Annotated in this window: 18 protein-coding genes; 4 read left to right on the forward strand and 14 right to left on the reverse strand. The window is 46.1% G+C overall.

The window, feature by feature from the left end; translation table 11 throughout:
- Nucleotides 1-31 precede the first annotated feature (31 nt).
- The 4 genes from L4D12_RS15630 to L4D12_RS15645 all read right to left on the reverse strand — a co-directional run bounded on the left by L4D12_RS15630 (nt 32) and on the right by L4D12_RS15645 (nt 4,534).
- Complete coding sequence (locus L4D12_RS15630) at nt 32-1,333, reverse strand: rhodanese-like domain-containing protein (protein WP_428448775.1); 1,302 nt, start codon at nt 1,331-1,333, stop codon at nt 32-34.
- 358 nt (nt 1,334-1,691) lie between these two features.
- Nucleotides 1,692-3,272, reverse strand: a complete 1,581-nt coding sequence (locus L4D12_RS15635) for a DEAD/DEAH box helicase (RefSeq protein WP_428448776.1) — start codon at nt 3,270-3,272, stop codon at nt 1,692-1,694.
- Nucleotides 3,273-3,395: 123 nt separating this feature from the next.
- Nucleotides 3,396-4,241, reverse strand: coding sequence for a TPR end-of-group domain-containing protein (locus tag L4D12_RS15640; RefSeq protein ID WP_428448777.1), 846 nt, complete (start codon nt 4,239-4,241; stop codon nt 3,396-3,398).
- Between the two features lie 128 nt (nt 4,242-4,369).
- Nucleotides 4,370-4,534, reverse strand: a complete 165-nt coding sequence (locus L4D12_RS15645) for a hypothetical protein (protein WP_428448778.1) — start codon at nt 4,532-4,534, stop codon at nt 4,370-4,372.
- 256 nt (nt 4,535-4,790) lie between these two features.
- Here L4D12_RS15645 and L4D12_RS15650 point away from each other — a divergent pair, with 256 nt between their 5' ends.
- Complete coding sequence (locus L4D12_RS15650; RefSeq protein ID WP_428448822.1) at nt 4,791-5,315, forward strand: RNA-binding S4 domain-containing protein; 525 nt, start codon at nt 4,791-4,793, stop codon at nt 5,313-5,315.
- A gap of 120 nt (nt 5,316-5,435) precedes the next feature.
- Here the strand turns inward: L4D12_RS15650 and L4D12_RS15655 are convergent, their stop codons facing one another.
- The 3 genes from L4D12_RS15655 to L4D12_RS15665 all read right to left on the reverse strand — a co-directional run bounded on the left by L4D12_RS15655 (nt 5,436) and on the right by L4D12_RS15665 (nt 10,932).
- Nucleotides 5,436-7,067 (reverse strand): methyl-accepting chemotaxis protein, encoded by a 1,632-nt coding sequence (locus L4D12_RS15655; RefSeq protein WP_428448823.1) that lies wholly within the window; start codon nt 7,065-7,067, stop codon nt 5,436-5,438.
- 388 nt (nt 7,068-7,455) lie between these two features.
- Nucleotides 7,456-9,087, reverse strand: a complete 1,632-nt coding sequence (locus L4D12_RS15660) for a methyl-accepting chemotaxis protein (protein WP_428448824.1) — start codon at nt 9,085-9,087, stop codon at nt 7,456-7,458.
- A gap of 216 nt (nt 9,088-9,303) precedes the next feature.
- Nucleotides 9,304-10,932 carry a methyl-accepting chemotaxis protein gene (locus L4D12_RS15665; RefSeq protein WP_428448779.1) on the reverse strand — a complete coding sequence of 543 codons (1,629 nt, stop codon included), beginning with the start codon at nt 10,930-10,932 and terminating at the stop codon, nt 9,304-9,306.
- A 590-nt stretch (nt 10,933-11,522) separates the two neighbouring features.
- On the opposite strand from L4D12_RS15665, the gene L4D12_RS15670 reads away from it, so the two are divergent.
- Together L4D12_RS15670 and L4D12_RS15675 are read left to right on the forward strand one after the other, a co-directional pair.
- The gene (locus tag L4D12_RS15670; RefSeq protein ID WP_428448780.1) at nt 11,523-12,257 is read left to right on the forward strand and encodes an IclR family transcriptional regulator; all 735 of its coding nucleotides are present in this window, start codon (nt 11,523-11,525) and stop codon (nt 12,255-12,257) included.
- A gap of 29 nt (nt 12,258-12,286) precedes the next feature.
- A complete protein-coding gene (locus L4D12_RS15675) occupies nt 12,287-13,282 on the forward strand; it encodes an arginase family protein (RefSeq protein WP_428448781.1) in 996 nt (331 codons plus the stop codon).
- A gap of 82 nt (nt 13,283-13,364) precedes the next feature.
- Here L4D12_RS15675 and L4D12_RS15680 read toward each other — a convergent pair whose 3' ends face one another.
- From L4D12_RS15680 to yhfZ, 7 genes are all read right to left on the reverse strand, one after another.
- Nucleotides 13,365-14,582, reverse strand: a complete 1,218-nt coding sequence (locus L4D12_RS15680) for a phosphopentomutase (RefSeq protein ID WP_428448782.1) — start codon at nt 14,580-14,582, stop codon at nt 13,365-13,367.
- A gap of 3 nt (nt 14,583-14,585) precedes the next feature.
- Nucleotides 14,586-15,785: a YhfX family PLP-dependent enzyme gene (locus L4D12_RS15685; RefSeq protein WP_428448783.1), complete on the reverse strand. Its 1,200-nt coding sequence runs from the start codon at nt 15,783-15,785 to the stop codon at nt 14,586-14,588.
- Between the two features lie 149 nt (nt 15,786-15,934).
- Nucleotides 15,935-17,236 carry a YhfT family protein gene (locus L4D12_RS15690; protein ID WP_428448784.1) on the reverse strand — a complete coding sequence of 434 codons (1,302 nt, stop codon included), beginning with the start codon at nt 17,234-17,236 and terminating at the stop codon, nt 15,935-15,937.
- A 10-nt stretch (nt 17,237-17,246) separates the two neighbouring features.
- Complete coding sequence (locus tag L4D12_RS15695; RefSeq protein ID WP_428448785.1) at nt 17,247-17,606, reverse strand: DUF2620 domain-containing protein; 360 nt, start codon at nt 17,604-17,606, stop codon at nt 17,247-17,249.
- Between the two features lie 29 nt (nt 17,607-17,635).
- Nucleotides 17,636-18,514, reverse strand: a complete 879-nt coding sequence (locus tag L4D12_RS15700) for a phosphotriesterase family protein (RefSeq protein WP_428448786.1) — start codon at nt 18,512-18,514, stop codon at nt 17,636-17,638.
- Nucleotides 18,514-18,882, reverse strand: a complete 369-nt coding sequence (locus L4D12_RS15705) for a hypothetical protein (protein ID WP_428448787.1) — start codon at nt 18,880-18,882, stop codon at nt 18,514-18,516. The genes L4D12_RS15700 and L4D12_RS15705 overlap by 1 nt, the downstream gene beginning before the upstream one ends.
- A 23-nt stretch (nt 18,883-18,905) precedes the next feature.
- A complete protein-coding gene (yhfZ, locus tag L4D12_RS15710; RefSeq protein WP_428448788.1) occupies nt 18,906-19,802 on the reverse strand; it encodes a GntR family transcriptional regulator YhfZ in 897 nt (298 codons plus the stop codon).
- A gap of 337 nt (nt 19,803-20,139) precedes the next feature.
- Here yhfZ and L4D12_RS15715 point away from each other — a divergent pair, with 337 nt between their 5' ends.
- Nucleotides 20,140-21,522 (forward strand): NCS2 family permease, encoded by a 1,383-nt coding sequence (locus L4D12_RS15715; protein WP_428448789.1) that lies wholly within the window; start codon nt 20,140-20,142, stop codon nt 21,520-21,522.
- Nucleotides 21,523-21,625 lie beyond the last annotated feature (103 nt).

A 21,625-nucleotide genomic window follows, 5' to 3' on the forward strand; every position in this document is an offset into this window, starting at 1 on the left:
CTTTTTTATTTTGGTATCAATTAGTTATATCTTAGTGATGAGGGGCTTTGGGTGCATTAGGGATATCGCCCGTTTGAGTTGGGTTACTTGTGTCACCGCTCCATTCAAACCAGCCACCGTCAAATACGCTGATCTGTTCCCAGCCCATCACATAGGCATAGAAGAAGGCTTCTGATGCCCGCCAGCCCGTTCCGCAATAAAATGAGACATTTTGATCTTTATCGATGTTCCAGTCTTGCCAGAATTTAGTCATGATATTGGCACTGATCATGGTGTCATCTGGGTTACGGAAGTCTTCAAGATGATAGGCATCAGAGCCGGCATGACCCCATTTTGAACCGGTAATACGGCCTTTGGGCTCAATGTAGCGGTAGCCACTGGTTTCACCGATATACTCTGGCCAACTGCGAATGCTCACCAGCGATTGGTTTTCCTGATCGGCCAGTACCTTACGTGCCTGCGGTACATCAATAATGTATTGTGGATTGGCTGGAATAGTACGTCCAAAGTCAACGGGCTGAGCACGATTGAATAAGGGTTCAGTGGCGAAGCCTGCATTGATCCAAGATGCCCAGCCGCCATTGAGCAGACGAACATCTTCAACCCCTGCATACATCATAATATTGGCAGCCCGCGCAGCGGCCGTATTATCCCGACCATATAGGATCACCGTTGTATCGTATCGGATCCCAAGCTCTTTCAATAGGTCAGTTAATTGCTTCGCATCAACATGGTTCCACCATGGCTCAGATTCCAGCAAATTGGTATTAAGGTACAGGGATGATGGAATATGCGATGCAAGGTATTTTGTCGGTGGTCCCCAGGCAACTTCTACCACGGCAAATCCTTTCTTCGGCGCATGGCTAACCGTTTTACCTTCAATTAACTGATTCAGCCATTGTGCCGGAACGAGTTGTTGGTAGTTTTTCAGTGCCGACAACTCGCCAGAATAGGTCGTGACGTTGTCAGTGATGATGGTCACTTGATGGTTGCCCAGTTTATTAAACTGCTGTTTAAGCAAATTGGCTTTGTCAGCATCGCAATAGAGATAGGTGGGCTTGTGAAGGTCAATGCTTCTTGATTCTAATAAGCTACCGAGTTCCGGCGGGCGAAGAGTACTGAGCCAGTCGGCATCAAAATTGATCGCGCCGGGGAAGTGCCCACCGCGTGACTGATTGGCTTGAGGCCAACCGTTGAAATAGTTGCTGTTACGACAGTCGATAACTTGAAAATTTGAGTGCTTATCGGCGGCTAACTGGTCAAAGGTAGCCGCCAGTAGTTGGGGACTGAGAAGAGTAAGAAGCAAGAAAATTGTGCGTTTGATTAAAAACATACGATAACGTCCAAAATGAAACCGATCGAAAAAGGCCAGCATTATAATATGCTGGCCTTATATACCCAAGTTATCTCAATATCCAGGATTCAGAGTGAGCTTAGCACGCTCAATTCAAGGAAAATTAGCGCGGGAATGGCTATTCCCTTCCAAGCTAATTTGACACTGAAGTGGGTGTGCTAATTCACTCCCAAAGGGCGAGTTGTTTTGGCTTCTACTCTGTGTTGCTAATTTTTAACGTAGATCCACTATGTCTACAAATCTGCGCCTTGATTAGAAGCCAATACATTCTCGCTGAAACGAGCATATTGAGGTAGCTTGGGTATCGTATTATTGATATGCAAACAGGTTTTTGCAATTAAGCGGATTGAGCCGCTTTATTGCCATTACGGTTTACATTGCGGCCTTGTGGTTTTTTGAAGCCAGTGCTTTTAGGGCCGCTTCGTTTTGCATCATGGCTGCGTGCACTGTCATTGTTGTTACGACGACGTGCAGAAGATGGCTTATTTGCACCATTTTCATTGTTCTGAGCCTGGCCGTTCTGTTGTGCCTGACCATTGTTGTTAGAACGGTTTTGGCTGTTGCCACCACGAGACTGACCGTTACGAGGCTGCTGTTCTTGAGACCGCTGCTGACCTTGCGAGCTACGGTTAGCTTGAGCAGGACGTTGTGGTCGACGTTGTCCTTGTGGTTTGGCTGATTGTTTGTCGTTCTGGTTACGGCTATCGCCTTTCTCCATATCGACTTTAACTTTCTTTGGCTTCTTAACTTTTACGGGCTTAAGAGCCTGTGAATTTGGCAGTTTAGCACTTGGCGCAAAACCAAATACTTCTTCACGCTCAAGGTGCTTTTGGGTTAACTGCTCAATAGCATTAAGTTCTTTAAACTCTTCGGCACAAACAAGAGAGATAGCTTGACCATTTGCGCCAGCACGGCCAGTACGGCCAATACGGTGAACATAGTCTTCAGCAATATTCGGTAGTTCAAAGTTGACAACTTGCGGTAGCTGGTCGATATCAATGCCACGGGCTGCGATATCCGTTGCAACCAGAATACGTATTTCACCGGTTTTGAAGTTAGCCAGTGCCTTGGTACGAGCACCTTGACTCTTGTTTCCGTGAATGGCCGCAGCTGTAATGTTTCTTGCTTCAAGGAAGGCCGCCAGACGGTTAGCACCGTGCTTCGTACGGGTGAAAACAAGGGCTTGTTTCCACTTTTTTTCTTGGATCAGCTTGGTCAATAACGCCGATTTTTTCGCTTTATCGACAGGGTGTACGAGCTGTTCAACCGTGGTCGCGGTGCTGTTACGCGGAGTGACTGAAATCTCAACCGGATTGTTGGTTAGATTACGAGCCAGTTCGCGGATTTCTTCTGAGAAAGTTGCTGAGAACAGTAAGTTCTGGCGTTGAGCTGGAAGAAATTTCAATATTTTTTTGATATCACGAATAAAACCCATGTCTAGCATGCGGTCTGCTTCATCCAGAACCAAGACTTCCAATTGATCAAATTTAACCGCGTTTTGGCTATACAGATCCAGTAAGCGACCAGGTGTTGCAACTAATACATCTGCACCTTGACGCATGCGCATCATTTGCGGGTTAATTTTAACGCCGCCAAAGATAACCGCTGAACTAAGTGGTAGATGTTTAGAATAGGTAGCAACGTTTTCATGAACCTGCGCCGCCAGTTCACGAGTCGGTGTTAGGATCAGCGCACGCACTTGATTGGCTCGTACCTTAGGGCCTTTGTTTAAGCGCTCTAAGATAGGAAGGGTAAAGCCTGCAGTTTTGCCGGTACCTGTTTGCGCTGCCGCCATGACATCTCTGCCTTCGAGAACAGCAGGTATTGCCTGCGCCTGAATTGGAGATGGTGATTCATAGCCTTGGTTAGCAACAGCGTCAAGGATAGGGGTACAAAGTCCCAGAGAGGCAAAACTCATAGAAAATTCTCAGTCTGATGAAAAGTTTGATCTGCCTCACAATGGGCAGCAAGCGGGCTAGCTTACAGCAGGATGGAGAAAAGTCCTAATCTTTCGATAATTACTCACATGTGATTGATGTCACTAGTCAGATGGGTCCATGAGGGATTCAAATCGCTCGTTGCCCCACAGTGATTCAAAATCTTTTTCTTCTGCGGCGAGCTCACGTAATGAACCACTGCCTTGAATCGCGAGTTCCAGATCTTTAATTGCTTGCTCCTCCACGCCAAGGCAAGCATAGGCACAGGCTCGCTGGTACAGCGCGTGAGCATTGGAAGGGTCAAGGTCGAGTACTCGGTTACAGAGGCTGAGTGCCCAGTTAAATTCGCGGGTTTCCATTGCGGCATCAGCTTTATAAGTGAGAGCTTCAAGATCACCGGGGCGAATTTTTAATATTTCGTCATATATTTCAATACGTTGTTCTGGTGTTTGCAAGTTTTGTGAGCGTAGCCAGAGGTTGTGGATCTCATTAATCGTCTCAATTTCCTTGTTGTTTTGGGTAATGATCCGAGTCTTACGTTTTAAGTCTAATTCAAGTAAATGAAATTTCTGTTCATATTGTTCTGCAATATCATGCAACTGTTGGTCGGCCACTTTTTTGGTGTTGTCGCGCAGTTCGCGCAGTGATTGCCAGCCAATAAGAGCAAACAGTGAGGCCGCGCCTGCGATCAGATAGAAAAAGTAGGTGACGGTGACATTGGCGTAGTTCATCGATTTATCGGCAACCGACAGTTCACGGTCGGTGATTTCAATGGTCATGCGGCGCTCAAGATCTAATTGATCTTTACGCAGCGCTTTTAATTCATCGAGTACATACCGTTCCATTAACGGCTTGTCGTAAATGCTTTGTTCTGAATAAGCCTGAGGTTCTTCAGCGAGAGTTGGCGTAACCCAAGAGAGTGAAGCGAAGAGAAAAAGCCAATAGTGCATACTGATCGTCCTGATTGAAATCATTGGAAGTATCAATAAAGGAATAGCAGAAGAATCTCAGCTTGGATAATAGGAATTACCCAAGCCGATGTATAAATATCATAGTCGTGGTGGTTCAGAGGGGGAAATCACGCATCATCCTCACAGATTCCACCAGCTTGACGAGCGGCACAGAGCAGGCTCTGGCGGATTTGTTCTTGCTTGATTTCTTTTTCACTGCGCACTTGATTTGATGCTTCACTGATTGCGGCTTGGTTTTTGATAAATACAGAGTCTTTATTAAACGTCAGCATGACGGCTTGCCTTTAGGTATTAGGGTAAAAAATGTGAATGCCATAGTGGCTGATGGTGGTTAAAATACCATCATCCCTTGCGGGTTATTTGCAGGAGGAGATGGCAGGGCGTAGCGTATACCCAAGCTACTTCAAGATGGTGGATTTAGAGCGAGCATAGTGCGCGCCATGTCAGGCTGATGAGAATAGCGTAGCGAATCGGTGATTGCGAGCAGGCTTTAGGGTAGAATTATTTATTGTTATGTCACCACTGGTTATGAATATGTCTGAAGAACACGAAGAATATGAAGTAGAAGCCCTTGGGGTGGAAGTCAACGCCCAGCCTATCGAGCTTTACAAAGTGTTGAAAATTGCCAATGCAGTAAGTGGTGGCGGTGAAGCTAAGTTTGCGATATCCGAAGGATACGTCGCGGTTAATGGTGAGCTTGAGCAACGTAAGCGTCGTAAAGTCTATGATGGTGACGTCGTTGAATTTAATAATGAATTCTACTTGGTGTTATGTGATAAGCCAGTAACTGAAGCATCCGATGAGCCTGTTAAACCCCAAAAACCAGCGGCAGAACCTTCTCAGCCCGCCCGCGGTAAAGTGCGTTCATTAGGTCAAGAGAAGTCGTCAGCTAAATCGGCTAAGAGCAAAAAGTCAGGAGCGGCCGCGAAAGGCAAGGTTGGCGGTAAGGCGAATGGAAGAGCGGGTACGCAATCAGGTGCTAAAGCGAATCAACCTGATCAGTCATCGAATACGGCTGATAAAACAACCGGTCGTAAGCTACTGAGTTTTTAGTTCAGTTCAGATTGTTCTGATACGAAGGCCGCAATATTTGCGGCCTTTTTTATGTGCGTTAAACCATCAAACCAAGCCCGCGATCTGGCTGGCTTAGGACGATGTCGTCACCGATAACGGTTAGATCAGTCGAAATTGGTTCATGGCCTGCTGCAGGCTATTTGCCAACTGGCTGAGCTCGTTACATGCTTGTGTTGTATGATTCGCACCTTGAGCCACCTCTGTCGATGATTCATTTATTCTAGTGATACTACGTTGTAGTTCTTCCGTTACGGAGTCTTGTTCACTGCATGCGCTGGCAATCTGTACGCTCATGTCAGCGATGATGCTGACGGTAGACTCGATAGAGTGCATTTTCTCGCCAGTGCCGTGGCTTTGGCTTACACAAGAGTGGATAAGTGAGCAGCTCTCTGTTGTTGCTTCACGGGCATCGTTAGCGCTTCTTTGGAGCTTTTCAATAATTGAAATAATTTCCCCCGTTGAATGCTGAGTTCGACCCGCTAATGTACGCACTTCATCGGCAACCACGGCAAAACCGCGTCCTTGCTCACCTGCGCGAGCTGCTTCGATAGCAGCGTTCAATGCCAGTAGGTTCGTTTGCTCGGCAATATCACGGATCACATCAACCACCATGCTGATGTTAGCCGATTCTTTTTCAAGCTGGGCGACAAGCGCGCCAGCATTTTCAATTTCATCCGATGCACGTTGGATTTGATTAACGGTTTGGCTGACTTCCTGTGCACCTTGTTGGGCCTCATTGTTTGCTTCAATGGCTGAGGTTGACGCGTTTTCTGTGTTACTGGCCACGTCAGCGACCGTTGCTCGCATTTGATCCATCGCTGTGACAACGGTAGTGATTTCAGCCTGCTGAGTGTCCATTCCTGTTGATGTTTGTGCGGCAACAGCACTGACTTCTTCAACGGCAGAACTGAGTTGAGTAACGGCTGAAATAATGTCTTCAATGAGATGGCGAAGATCCGCTTGCATGATGATGCTTGAGTCTGCCATTTTACCCAGCTCATCATTGCCGATTAGCTCTCGGTTAAGTTTAAATGCCAGGTTACCCTTCGCAATGGCATCAGATTGTTCCATGATTAGGTTAAGTGGGCGACAAATTTGACGGGTTAGGAATATGTTCATGGCGATCATAAATACGGTGATCGCGATGATAGAGACGATGGCTAAAGACAACATCGCAGATACGCTATCAATAATGCTTTCTTTATTGCCTTTTACGAAGTTGAGGTTCATGTTACGCAGTTCGTTGATGCCTGTCTCGATATCCCCATACTTTGTAAAAGATTTCGCGAGTATAGTGCGGGCAGCATCCATATCCTTATTGTAGGCCGCATCATTGAAGCCCTTTAGTAAAAGTTTGTATTCATCCCAGTTATTAATAAGGCGATCAAAAATTTGCTTTTCCTGGTTTGAAGTAACAGTTTTACCGTATGTTTTGAACATTTGTTCCACGCCTTGCGTTTGGCGATTGGCTTTATCAATACGAGTACGAATATCTTGAATATTAGTGTATGACAAAATCGCATATTGAGTGCGGCGTACGTATGATAGTTCATAACGCAGATCTTCTACTTGTAATACACTAGGAACAGTGGAATCAGTTAAATTGGCAATCTCACGTTTAACTATATCTGTTTCATTTTGCAGAAGAAAAGCAAAGGCAATTAAAAGCACAGCAATGCACGTGAAAATAGAAGCAATCTTCTTTCCGATTGGGAGATTTTTAAACACAATAATGAACCATAATAGGAATGTAAAACAGGCACACAAACTTACACTCTGTTACAAACATTTACAAGGGAGGTATTTTTCACGACTAATAATTTGTTGTGATTTATTCTTTTTAAGTTATAAAGACGAATGTGAGTTGAGCGAAATAATGCTATTAAATGGATAATTTAATGTGTTGTTAATAATAAAAATCAAGATTTTAATGTATTGATATTTATTTCAAGTACAAATAAGTGAATATGTTGTTGCCACATGTTGAGTTTATATTTTAGCGATTTAAAAAATATTTAGACTAATGTTATTTGAAAAATTAGCGATAACTGGGTATATACGATCAAAATAAAGCCAGCAAAAGCTGGCTTTATTAAAAATCGACGTTTACCGATAAAGGTTATAGTAGTCGAAATTGGTTCATTGTCTGTTGAAGACTGTGTGCAAGCTGGCTTAGCTCATTGCAAGCTTGTGTGGTGTGGTTAGCGCCTTGTGCTACTTCTGTTGACGATTCATTGATTCTTCCGATGCTGCGTTGCAGCTCTTCAGTTACCGAATCTTGCTCGCTGCATGCGCTGGCAATCTGTACACTCATATCCGCAATTTGACTAACGGTCGACTCGATAGAGTGGATCTTCTCTCCAGTGTCATGGCTCTGGGTGACACATGAATGGATCAAAGAACAACTGACTGTCGTCGCTTCACGCGCCTCATTAGCACTTTTCTGCAGCTTCTCAATAATTGAGATGATTTCTCCGGTCGAGTGCTGGGTACGGCCTGCCAGTGTTCGTACTTCATCGGCAACAACGGCAAAGCCACGGCCTTGCTCACCCGCACGAGCAGCCTCGATAGCGGCGTTCAATGCTAGCAAGTTTGTCTGCTCAGCAATATCACGGATCACATCAACCACCATGCTGATGTTAGCCGATTCTTTTTCAAGTTGGGAAACCAGCGATCCTGCATTTTCAATTTCATCAGATGCACGCTGGATTTGGTTAACGGTTTGGCTGACTTCCTGCGCACCTTGTTGTGCTTCATTGTTTGCTTCAATGGCAGAGGTTGATGCATTTTCTGTGTTACTCGCCACTTCCGCAACGGTGGCACGCATTTGATCCATGGCGGTCGCCACGGTGGTGATCTCTGCCTGCTGGTTGTCCATACCTGCAGATGTTTGGGATGCTACAGCACTGACTTCTTCCACCGCTGAACTAAGCTGGGTGACCGCAGCAATGATATCTTCGATTAGGTGGCGCAGGTCTGCTTGCATGGTGATGCTAGAATCAGCTAGTTTACCCAGCTCATCATTACCGATTTGCTCTCGGTCCAATTTATAAGCCAGATTACCATTTGCAATCGCGTCAGATTGCGCCATGACCAGGCTGAGTGGGCGGCAGATCTGACGGGTTAGGAATATATTCATGGCAATCATAAATAGAGTGATTGCAATGATCGAGGCAATGGCTAGCAGCAGCATAGCTGAAACGCTATCAAGAATACTTCGTTGATTACTTTTTACGAAATCAAGGTTCATACCGCGTAATTCGTTGATGCTTTTTTCGAGGGCGCCATACTCTTCAAATGATTTGGCGAGAATATCGCGGGCTGTCTTCATGTCGTTATTGTATGCCGCTTCATTGAAGCCATTCAGTGAACGCTTATAGTCATTCCAATTGCGACTAAGACGGTCAAACAGTTGCTGTTCACTGCTTGAGGCTACGGTGGCACCGTATGCTTTGAACATCTGCTCAATACTTTGTGTCTGGCTATTGGTTTGATTAATACGGGAGCGGATTTCTTGCAGATCGTTATATGACAAAAGCGCATACTGATTACGACGGACATACGATAGTTCATAACGCATATCTTCCACTTGCAACACGCTAGGAATAGTAGAATCAGTAAGATTAACGATATTATTTCTGACTAAATTAATTTCAGAATGAAGGAAAAAAGTAAAGATAATTAAAAGGGTGATAATACAGGCAAAAATAGAAGCAATCTTCTTTCCAATTGAAAGATTTTTAAACACGATAATGAACCACAACAACAAGACAATTAATAATAAGCAGCGTAATTTATACTTTTTTACAGAAAATTACAATGTTTAACAACGGCATAGCATTCTAGCTTTATGTTTTAGCTATGATGTGGTTCATTTTAATTACGAAATGTAGATATAACGCTTAAAATTAAAACAAAGCCAGTGTTTGCTGGCTTTGATAAAAACAAATGAATTAATGCATCACGTTTATAATAAACGGAATTTACTCATGGTGTTTTGGAGACTGCTCGCCAATTGGTTTAGCTCATTACATGCTTGTGTCGTATGGCTAGCACCTTGAGCGACTTCAGTAGAAGAGGCATTGATGCGGGCAACGCTGCGCTGCAGATCTTCTGTCACGGAATCTTGCTCACTGCATGCACTGGCAATTTGTACACTCATATCGGCGATATGGCTGACGGTGGACTCAATAGAGTGGATTTTCTCTCCGGTTCCCTGACTTTGCGTCACACAAGATTGGATCAGAGAACAACTTACCGTTGTGGCTTCACGTGCTTCGTTCGCACTTTTCTGTAGCTTCTCAATAATAGAGATAATTTCTCCGGTGGAATGCTGAGTACGGCCTGCCAGTGTACGCACTTCATCGGCAACCACGGCAAAGCCACGACCTTGCTCACCCGCCCGAGCCGCTTCGATAGCGGCGTTCAATGCCAGCAAGTTCGTCTGCTCGGCAATGTCCCGAATCACATCAACCACCATGCTGATGTTGGTCGATTCTTTTTCAAGTTGGGCGACAAGTGCTCCCGCATTTTCAATTTCATCTGACGCTCGCTGAATTTGATTTACCGTCTGGCTAACTTCCTGTGCGCCTTGCTGTGCTTCGTGGTTTGCTTCAATGGCAGAGGTTGAGGCATTTTCAGTGTTACTGGCTACTTCTGCGACCGTTGCGCGCATTTGATCCATGGCGGTCGCCACGGTGGTGATTTCCGTTTGCTGGCTATCCATCCCTGCAGATGTTTGAGCCGCAACAGCACTGACTTCTTCCACCGCGGAGCTGAGTTGGGTGACTGCCGCAATAATGTCTTCGATCAGGCGGCGCAGATCCGCTTGCATGGTGATACTGGAGTCAGCCAGCTTACCTAACTCATCATTACCGATCTGCGCTCGGTCTAGCTTATAAGCCAGATTACCTTGAGCGATGGCACCAGATTGTTCCATGATCAGGTTTAGTGGGCGACAGATCTGGCGGGTCAGGAAGATATTCATGACGATCATAAAAACAGTGATTGCCATGACAGAGCCAATCGCCAGAGTGAGCATGGTGGCTACGCTATCAAGAACACTTTGCTGATTGTTTTTGATAAAAACAAGGTTCATTTTACGCAGTTCGTTAATGCTTTTTTCTACTCGGTTATATTCACCAAATGACTCAGAAAGAACAGAGCGGGCTTGCTCCATGTCGCCATTATATGCCGCTTTATTATAGCCATTAAGTGAGCGCTCGTATTCACGCCAATGATTCATCAGGCGATCAAAAACTTGCTGTTCAGACTTTGAAGCGACAGTTGCACCGTAGGCTTTGAACCTTTGTTCAACAGCGACGGTTTGACGGTTGGCGCGATCAATACGCTGACGAACTCTTTGTTGATCGTCATAGGTCAAAATAGCGTATTGCGCGCGTCGGATATATGACAACTCATAGCGCATGTCTTCGACTTGCAGCACGCTAGGCATCGTAGAGTCAGTTAAATTCACAATTTCACTTCTGACATTATTTACTTCAGTCTGGAGGTGAAACGCAAAGGCAATAAGTAAGACGGTAATACAGGTGAAAATAGATGCAATTTTCTTTCCGATAGAAAGGTTTTTAAACACAAGAATGGACCACGAAAAGGGAGAAAATAAAGTCGGCAATTTACAGGTGATTACAAAGGCATACAATCAAATTACAAAGGGTTATTTTTATTTATCTAATTAAAACAATGCTTTAATATTTTTTGTTTTATATCTTAGCCACATTAGCTAATGTGTCATTTAATGGCAATCGATTGCAATGTGTCAATATTAGCTCAAGGGTTAAGAGCAACAGAGGTAATTGATAGTGATCGTATTGATGAAGATTTGTTGTTATGTGATTTTTGAGTGGGTTATTGGTTTTTCTTTGTTTTGATAGATCAAAGAATTGTATGAAAAACAGGATGAAATAAGTGCTACATATTTACATGACAATGCAATGATTGGTTTGTCATGATCTGTGGCAAATTCACGTAGCGTCGATGACTTTCCGGATCGGTGGCCTTTCTGGTCATACTCAGCTTGGCATTTTGTTTTTGCTAGAATGGCCTATTTTCTTATATTGTAATAATCATCTTGATTTATTTGATTTAAATTATCACATAGTGATAATTGGTGTTGTGTGAAATGGTTGGGTAGGGATTAATAGCTACGGCCAAAGGAAAAAACTCATGACAAGTAAATACAAACTGAACGCGAACGAAAAAATGTTACAGGTGCTGATGCATATCGCCTCTGCGAATGAGCCGATGACAGCACAGTCCCTGAGCGAACAAACAAGTATGCCAACCAGCAGCGTTTACCGCTATTTGGTGATTTTAAAAAACTGGAACCTGATTGAAGAAAGCCCTCGTCAAAGCTGTTACAGCATTGGTCCGGCAGCCTTGCAATTACTGCGTAACTTCCAGCAATTTTCACCACTATCGAGTGGGGTGCACCAAGTATTAAAGCGGGTGCAGCAACAGACGGGTGAAATGGTGGCGTATTTGGTTCCCGTCGGTTTTAGGGCTTTGTGTACGGCACGAATAGACAGCCCTCACGCATTACGTTGTGCCTATGAAGAAGGCCAGAGCCAGCCATTGATCCGGGGTGCATCGGGCAAAGTGATTTTAGCCCATATGACTGAGCAGCGGATGATGTCTATTTTGCATCATTTTGGTATCCATGAGCCGGATGAGCTGGATCGCTGGCAAAGTGAATTAGCACAGATAAAGCATGATGGTTATGCCATCAGTACCTCGGAATATGATGCTGGGGTTTCTGGGGTCAGCGCCCCTGTTTTTTCAGGCAATAAGATCGTTGGTGCAGTCAGTGTGATGGCGCCGGAAGATCGTGTCATTAAACGTAAAAATAAGATTATTTTTGCCGTATTACAAGCGGCGAGAGTATTACCACCTGATTTATAACAGCAGACAGACTTAAGTAAGGATCAATCATGTTGGATTTCAAACGTTGGTTTTCGTTTACCCTACCAACCCAGCGCGTAGTGTCACATAAGCCTATCGCGATGATTGAACCTTATTCAGAACAACGTGAAATCGGTGCCGTGGTGTTGGGGCTTGCCAGTGATCTCAGTTTGAATTATTTCGATGCACACAGCGGCGCAAAAGATGGGCCGAACGGCATCCGCCGGGCTTTAGCTGCACTGCCTGTCTCTGCCTCTATGTCTCTGTATGATGCGGGTGTGATTGACGAACAAGACATCGCTGATACGACAGAAAGCAGTTTTGATGCGATGCGGTCTATCCAGTATCAGAAACTGCGTGACATGCTTCAGCTTGGTCATATGCCGATTATGCTTGGCGGCGGACATGAAGTCGCGATAGCCAGTTATCAGGCATTATCTGATACGGTGAATCAGGCTGCCAACGACATGCATTCTGATGGCATTGCTCAGATCCCTCATGCCTGTGAGCCACGCGTGGGCATTATCAATATTGATGCTAATTTCCAGCTCAGAAGAACACTCGCTGTGCGTGCAGGATCCGCTTTCCATACCGTTGCTAGTGATTGTCAGGCACAACAGCGTGAATTTCATTATCTTGGGCTTGGGATGTGCGATCACACTAATACTCAGGCAACATTTGCCTATGCCAAAGAATTAGGTGCGCAATGGTTGCTGGATAGCCAAATGAAAATGAAAAACCGGAAACATATTCAAGCCACAGTAAAAGCCTATCTTGATAAGGTGGATCATGTTCATCTGAGTATTGATTTGGGTGTATTTTCTTCTGCGATCGCAGAAGGCGTAAATATGTCGCGTATTTATGGTGTCAACCTTGCTGTGGTTGAGATGGTGATCAAGCAGATCATGGCCAGTGGTAAAGTCAGGATCATGGATATGGCGGGGCTTAATACCGAATTTGACTATCAGAACCATACCGCAAAACTGGCGGCAAAACTTATTCAATATGCATTAAAAAACGCTTAATAATTACCCTTGCTCCACCTTTCAATTCTTTAGTCATTTGACTGAGGCTCCCCCAGCCAGGGAGCCTTTTTTTACCTTGGTATTAGGTAATACTCGCTTGGCCGGACTCTGGCCAGTTTGCGCCAAAGAATTCGGCGGCACTGGCACCAATATCAGCAAGGGTGGTTAATTCTCCATAGTGCTTGTTGGATTGATTTGCGCGGTAGACCAAAACAGGTACCATTTCGCGGGTGTGCTTGGTATGGCCAATAAACGGGTCATTACCATGATCGGCCATAACCACTAAGAGATCGTCGATGGCCATGGTATTGATTACTCGGTTTATGCCTGCATCGGCTTTTTCTAAAATTTGCCAATAGCGTTTCGGATCTTGCTGATGACCGGAAAGATCTGTCTCCTGCACATTGGCGCAAAAAAAACCGGTTGTTTGATGATTAAGATCATTCAGTAACAAGGTGAAGACTTGATTGGTATCGACCACCTCCCGGTAAGAGATGCCCGTGTCGTTCTGGACAATATCGGCTACTTTGCCATAGAGATTGGTCGGAATACCTATTTGGTGCAAGCAATGAGGAACTTGTGTGTTTGCATCAACCCCATAACCGAGATGCACCACTTGAAACCCATTTTCATAGGTTCCTGAATTGGGCGCATTAACACCAATATAAGTCGGGATACCCTGATCGTTTTGTTGAGTTTCTATGGCGTTAAAGATCGCATCCATGCTCGGTACATGCCCGCCGAAAGCAATATTGCGGCTAACCGTATTCGCCTGCCTGACAACCTGTGCGATTCGCTTTACCTCATCAAAGCTGATTTGATTGAAATTGGCGGTAAGGTTATAGACTTGGCCTAAATCGGCTTCTAGGTTATCACCGATCACCACACTGCTGTTTACGACTAACAGCGACAGGCCATCTTGGCTGAAGCGAACAACCTGATAGTCCTGCGCTTTTAGTGCGATTTCAATGCCCGTAATAGACTGGCTGAAGGGGGTAATGGTCGGCGGTTTGGGCTGTGTCCCCATGATCTCCTGATGGCCCATAAAAGTATCGCAACCGAAGTGAGCCAGCAGTGCTTTACCCCAGCAGGCATCATGGTTAGGCTGCATGATTGAACGTGTTGCAGGGAGAGCATTCAGTAATCCCAACCGTTCCAGTGTCGGTAGCCGTTTTAACGGAAAATGGTTGAGTAACTTTACTGCCGTGTTTGCCCCGATATCTTGTGGCCGTTGTCTGAGCACATCGGGCATTTCTCCGATCCCGAAACCATCCAGCACAATAACGATGAATCTAGCCATGGGTCACCTTTTTATTTCTTTGCCTTGGGTATCAAATATTCCGAGTAAACGAGGCGTGTTACTGGCTATTCCTTCGACCAGTGCTACATCGCTGCGAGTGACAAACAGCTGAGTACGAAATGCCATTACCACGGGTGAACCCACTGGGCAGAGACCATTAAGCTGGAAGTAGTAATCGATATTGTTCTCCATTGATGGGCTCAGCGTTAGTCGCTGATAAGCACTGTTATCAATGCCAGGATGATGATCGCTATGTCCTTTTGTGTCATAGACCAGAGCGGTCTGTAACTGGCTACGGCTGTAGTGCCCACCACCAAAACAGTAACTCCGATCATTGAAGTGATGGGAGATCTCGGTGATATATAGCATGGCAATCTTTTCGGGCTGGCTGCCATCCTGATTGGCGGGTGTGGTCCCCGTTAGCGCATGGCCGGGTTCGCCATGAGTTCCGCCCATGTGATGGATTAACGGCAGGGTCTCACAGCTGGTGGATGATGGCAGATTGATCTGTACCATCGGGTAGCCTAATAATTCAGCCTGTTCAGCGGCTGCGATTGCGGTATGCAGATTGGGAGTCGGTTGGGTTGAATGACTTTGTGGCTGATAGAGAAAGCAAGGGAAGTGGGTGATCCCAGCAATAGAAATATTGGGCAGTTGGCTGATGAATGCCAGAGTGTCCGCCAGTGCTTCAAGTGGGAATCCGGCCTCTTGGTTAGGGTAGAGCGGATCGGATGGTGCGTAAAACTTCAGTAAAATGGCTTGGGTGTAACCTGCTTGGGATGCGGCTTGCGATAGCGCTTGTGCCTTCTCTCGCGAGTATATTGTCACCACTTCAGGCTTGATGGTGGTCACGATGTTATTGATGAAATGGGCAGGGGGTTGGACCAGATGACCGATATGACTGATGGTGATCCCAAATTGTTGAAAATGGAGAGCCTCTTTGAAATCAACACACACAATTCCCTCATAACCAATCTCATCGACTAACATGCGAGCCAGTAATGGGTTACGACCAAACTGCTTGGTCATGGCATAGAGTTTGATTTGGTATTTATCGGCAGTGGCTTTGATCATCCGGGCATTAGCGCGAAATTGGTCAACATCAATCACATAAGTATCGGGCAGGATTGTACCTTGCCGGAGGAGGCTAACGGCACAATCTCGCAGTGCGGGATTCTGTTTCTGTAAGGCATCAATAAACATAGTTATTACTCAACATTATTACTCAACAGAGTATGGTGAATACACGGTGGCATGCGGCTATTCACATGCATTGCCACCGTTTTCAAGGCGCACGAAACCAGCCTGACTATTTTTTAATATCAGGAGGTGCCGCTTTATTGGCTTAATGGTTACAGGGCGAACAAGCCGAGTACGTGGAGAATATTGAGTACAACACCAGTGAGAATGGCGGCAACCGCAGGGGCCGCAATTTTCAGAATAGGGCGTCCCATCACTTCGTTTAGGAAGAACAAGATAGTGAAGACGGTTAATCCGGTTGTTGCTCCCATCTTCATCACGGCTAAGACCCCACCAATGAGTAAAGCGTATTCCATCAGGGTGTTCATTGAGTTACGAATGTTGTCTGAGGCATTACGGATGGATGGAAATTGTTCAAGGAAGCGGCCAATACGGCGTAGCAACATGATTTCCAAGCAGATTGTCAGCGCACCAAGTACTGCTGCAACAGGGATATTGGGTGATAGATAACCGACTACAAAGACAAAGGTCATCCCGACAATGCCGTAGACACCCGTCGCCAGTGCTGTGGTGGCAATCAATGGTACAAAACCTAATCCGCGCATGAACTCAGACAGAGCAACCTGACGGATTGCCGCATCTTGTTCTGTTGGATCAGTGATTTTGTAGGCGTCAGCCAGAGAGTAAATCGACACTTCCGATCCCGCAAAAAATCCTGCATTGGCGACCACGGCGATCAATGCACCGGTTGCCGCCAACAGCGGCAGATTTTTCATGATCCGCTTGGTGCGTTCTTCAAACAGGCTGTGCATGCCAGACATATCCAGCGGTTCAATGCCGTTCTTTTTGTCTTGGATATCGTTACGAATCGCGATACCAACCAGCATCACCATACCGACAAAAATCTGAATGGATTCAGGGTAGATACCAGTGAATTTGATAGTGAGCAGGCGGGCAAGCAGTACAACCGCGCCGGCAACGGCCCCTGCGCGCCAGCCAAATTGATAGAAAATAGCCAATAGTGGAAATAGGGCAAAGGCCGTCATGACTGGGGTTCCCAGCTCGCCAAGCGCACCCAGCGCATCAACAGGTAGGCCCGTTAATACGGCGTTAACCCCTGACAGAGAGGTTACGACTAATATTCCCCATAGCCCCCCTGCTAACGCAGCCAGAACACGGCTGCCGATCATCACGCCAAGAATATCGGTAGGAAGAAAGAGTAGCCAAGGGTTAAGAAGCCCGGTTGACAAGGTAAAAGAGATGCCCACCGAGGCGACGAAACCGATAGAGAGACCAAACGCGACAGAGCCGGCATCGCGGCGGGTCATATGCCCTTCAACCAGTTGTGGAAGAATAGGGCGTATTCCATCGTGAAATACAGATGCACTCATATTGGCGACCAGTGCCGTCAGTGCACAAAGCATACTGATTAAACCGAGTTGTAAAAAGTCCATGACGGTATCCTTACTGTCTGGCTAGCGATGTAATGAGCATCGGAATAGCGTGTTCGACATGTTCGACGGAAAGGCCAAAGGCGACTTTTCCTTCTGTTATAAACGTATCAATTTCAGCTTGCTTGGCTTGAATAGCAGGCTTGGCGATGGTGCAGCTTTGGGCGAAACCGATGATCGCGATAGCCATCGACAGGGCTGCACCCGCACCGGTATTGCAGCAGCCGATGTAATAGTCGAGCTGGCCAGATTTGACTTTCATGGCCGCTTCCATGTCATTGAGGATATAGCAGTCAAACTGACCGGGAACAGCCTGTTCGATCTGTGCTTTTATTTGTTCACGTTGTAATCCGGCAATGCCTATCTTTTTCATATCAACAACCTTGTTTTATTGGACTTATTTTATTGGAATAGTGCGTAGGGGGTAAGGCGTAACATCTGTTCAATCTCTTGATCACGAATACCGTTTTCACGTAATAAAGGGACAAAGTGATCAATCAGATAACTGAATCCGAGGCCGCCATTGTGCTTAAGGTGCGAACGGCGGGTAATATCCATGGAAAGCATGACGCGGCTAAGCAGCCCGCGTTGCGCCAGTGCTTTGAGCATCTCAATACGCTGGCTGTCTGGGTAATAGCTGTTTTTGCCTATGGTATCGAACTGAACCAAGCAGCCTTGATCGATAAGCCAGAGAATGTCATCGAGGTTATCCCGTAGATCGCAATGCCCAACGGTGACGCAGGTAAGATCAACCGCATAGCGTTTGAGTAACAGGATTTGCTCACGGCCCATGGTACTCATGGACAAATGGGTAGAGATTGGCCGTCCGGTGGCATAGTGCGCCATGGCGGCGGCTTGAAAGACTTTTTGCTCAGTTTCGGAAAAGTGGCCTTCACTGCTGCCGATCTCACCGATCAGTGAGGCTTTCAGCGTGCTGCCAGCAATGCCGTGCTCAATTTCTCGTACCATGTCATTGCAGATGGTTTGTGCTGATTGCTGGTAGAGTGCGTCGGGAAAGAAGCCTTCAATGTAATAGCCGGTCGATAGCAAAATATTCATGTCGGTATCGGAGATTAAATTTTCAATAAATTGAGGATTTCTTCCCATAAAATGATTAGTTACTTCGACGATATTCATCACCCCGCGATCGCGCAGTTGTATTAACTCATCACGAAGCAGGGTGTACTGATCCAGCTTGCAATCGAGATCGTGCTTTTGCTCCGACAAATCAATATGCAGGTGCTCATGGCAATAGGTGTAACCCTCTGGATTAATGTGCATTATACCTTCTCCGCCATAGCATAATGGAGTGAGAGTAAATTGCTTAAAAAATAGGAGTTTTCACTGTCGGGCACAGCCTCTAATGCGAGTGTGGTGAGTACGTTTTGATTGAGAGTAGCGATGGCCTCAAAGGCGGGATCGGCTGTGATCTCGCTGAGTAATTCCGGATCCAGTCCTTGTTCAATCGGCTCATTGGCGCGGATCCGATCAAAGGCACGAGCCAGATGGGTAAGGGCCATCTGGTACTGTTCGCTGTCAATAGCTGCGCCTAACTGAGTTTGCAGTAGGGCATGAGCGCGTAAACAGGCAGAGGCCGATGCCTCGCTAATCACATTCGCTTGTTGGAGTAAGCGTAGACGATCCTTCATGATACTCTCCGTAATGGTGTCACTTAATAACTGGGTGTAATCGTACCGTTAATCACGGCTTGCTGATGATTTAGCAAGGCTGGGATGTCTAGCAGTTTTCTCAGCATAGCACTCACATGTGCAGAGTGGCTGCTAACCAGCATGACCGCTTCTGATGCCAGCTGGCACTCTTTAAGGTGATCTAGCGGGCGCTCACTCAGGCCGAATTTATCCATGTCGATGGCTTCAGGGAGCCATACCACGGCATCGATATGGCCAGATGCCAGATGGGCTAAGCTGTCTGCGTAGTTGATTTCAATAATTTGGATTGCATTGTTGGCAAATGCTTTTTGGGTCAGTATTTTTTGGTCCGGTGAATCGGGATCGACCCCCACTTTTTTGATGTTGTCATAGTCGCCATTGCGGTATATCAAGCGGTGGGCGTGTGAATAAGAGTGCCGGCCCAGGTCAATCGCGGTTGAAAATCCATTGCTGAGTGTTTGTGCTGCCAGTTTTGACATAATCGCGATGTCATAGGTGCCGGCTTTGAGGCACTCGGCCCGGACATCGGCGCCGCGCATATGGGCGAAGTACAGTGGTAAGTGACTAAGCTGAGATTTTAAGCCACTGGCAATGCCTTCATAGTGTTTGGTATAAGGCAAGGGCATGGCGCAGACCACATGGCTGAATCCTGCGAGTTTCACCAGTTTTTGATAGTCAAGCTGGGAGATAAAAGTGCCATTGCGACCCTGTTTTAATAGTGTGACAGCGTGCTGACTCTCAATCGTGATCAATGCCTTTTGAATAAAGCCGACGGAAACCCCCAACTCTTCAGAGAGCGAATCAATGGTTTGTAACCGATCATAGACCGAGGTTGTCATCAGGTACCTAGCGATGTTGATGATGGCCGTACCTTCTTTACTGATATAGAGCTCTTTCATTAGATACTTTAATCTTCATTATTTTGAAGTTTTAACTTACTGGGTATTTAACAAGATGAACAGTAACGGTTTAATATTATGCGATCTGGCGCTTGTTTATTTTATCAACAGCTAATGTTTAACTTTTTAAAGACAGACCATCTGTAAGGCGTATAATCGCCGCGAATTATTCGATTGATTCACTTACACAGCGTAATCAGTAGAGAAAGCATTAAAATGCCTTGTTTTGCCACTGAAATAGCAATCGATTGCTATCTTGGCGGAGAAAGAGGGCGCTAAACACTGTCTAGGGGATGCAGTGACAATCTGCATGTCGGTTTTAACAAAGGATAATATCGTGTCTGAAAATAGTTCGGCTCAACATGAATCTGCAGGTGTAGTAACGGATGGGCCACGTACCAGTGGTTTGGACGGTTTTTTTAAGATCACCCAACGTGGCAGCAGTGTTCGCCAAGAGCTGGTGGCCGGATTAACAACCTTTCTTGCGATGGTGTATTCGGTGATCGTGGTGCCAAGCATGTTAGGATCGGCTGGTTTTGATCAAGGTTCGGTCTTTATTGCCACCTGTTTGGTCGCCGCTTTTGGATCATTGCTCATGGGGTTATGGGCCAATCTTCCGATGGCAATTGGTTGTGCCATTTCGCTGACCGCTTTTACCGCATTTAGCTTGGTGTTGGGGCAGGGGATCAGTATTCCCGTTGCTCTGGGAGCCGTATGCCTGATGGGGGTTATCTTCACCGCGATTACCGTTACGGGTGTCCGTCAGTGGATTTTAACTAACTTACCGTCGGGTATTGCTCACGGTACCGGGATTGGTATTGGGCTGTTTTTGCTGCTAATTGCGGCGAACGGGGTTGGTTTGGTGGTAAAAAACCCGCATGCTGGTTTGCCTGTCATGCTCGGTGAATTTACTTCACTGCCCGTGTTAATGTCGGTGATTGGCTTGGCCGTGATCTTCGGTTTAGAGAAGCGCCGCGTCCCTGGCGGGATCTTGTTGGTTATCGTGGGTATTTCAATTTTTGGTTTAATCTTTGATCCTAACGTAACGTATAAAGGTCTGTTTGCTATGCCTTCATTTGGCGGTGAAGGGAAATCACTACTGGGTAGCATGGATATCATGGGCGCGTTGAGTCCTGTTGTGTTACCGAGTGTATTAGCATTGGTCATGACCGCGATATTCGATGCAACCGGCACCATTCGTGCGGTGTCTGGTCAAGCAAACTTACTTGATAAAGACGGTCAGATCATTGATGGCGGCAAGGCACTGACATCTGATTCAGTCAGTAGCATTTTCGCGGGTTTTGTGGGTGGTGCACCTGCAGCCGTGTACATTGAATCGGCTGCGGGCACAGCTGCGGGCGGCAAAACGGGTTTGACTGCAACCGTCGTCGGTAGTCTATTCCTGTTAATGCTATTTTTGGCGCCAGTGAGTTATCTTGTACCGGCTTATGCAACAGCTCCAGCGCTGATGTATGTGGGCTTATTGATGCTAAGTAATGTCAGTAAGCTTGATATGAATGATACCGTTGATGCCCTTTCTGGCCTGATGTGTGCTGTGTTTATCGTATTAACAGGCAACATCGTAACCGGTATCATGCTGGGTTTTGGTTCTCTGGTGATTGGTCGTGTTGTCTCCGGTGAATGGAAGCGCTTGAATGTAGGTACGGTTGTTATCGCTATCGTGCTTGTCTTGTTTTACGCGGGTGGCTGGGCTTTGTAACGGTTCCGCTGCACGAATAAAAATAGGATGCACTCTTTCGGGAGTGCATTTTTTATCGCTACGCTACCTCAAAACGTTTGTACCTAAAGGGTCAACAATTCTG

Origin of the sequence: Photobacterium nomapromontoriensis (genome assembly GCF_050336815.1) — a bacterium.
Classification (GTDB): Bacteria; Pseudomonadota; Gammaproteobacteria; order Enterobacterales; family Vibrionaceae; genus Photobacterium; species Photobacterium nomapromontoriensis.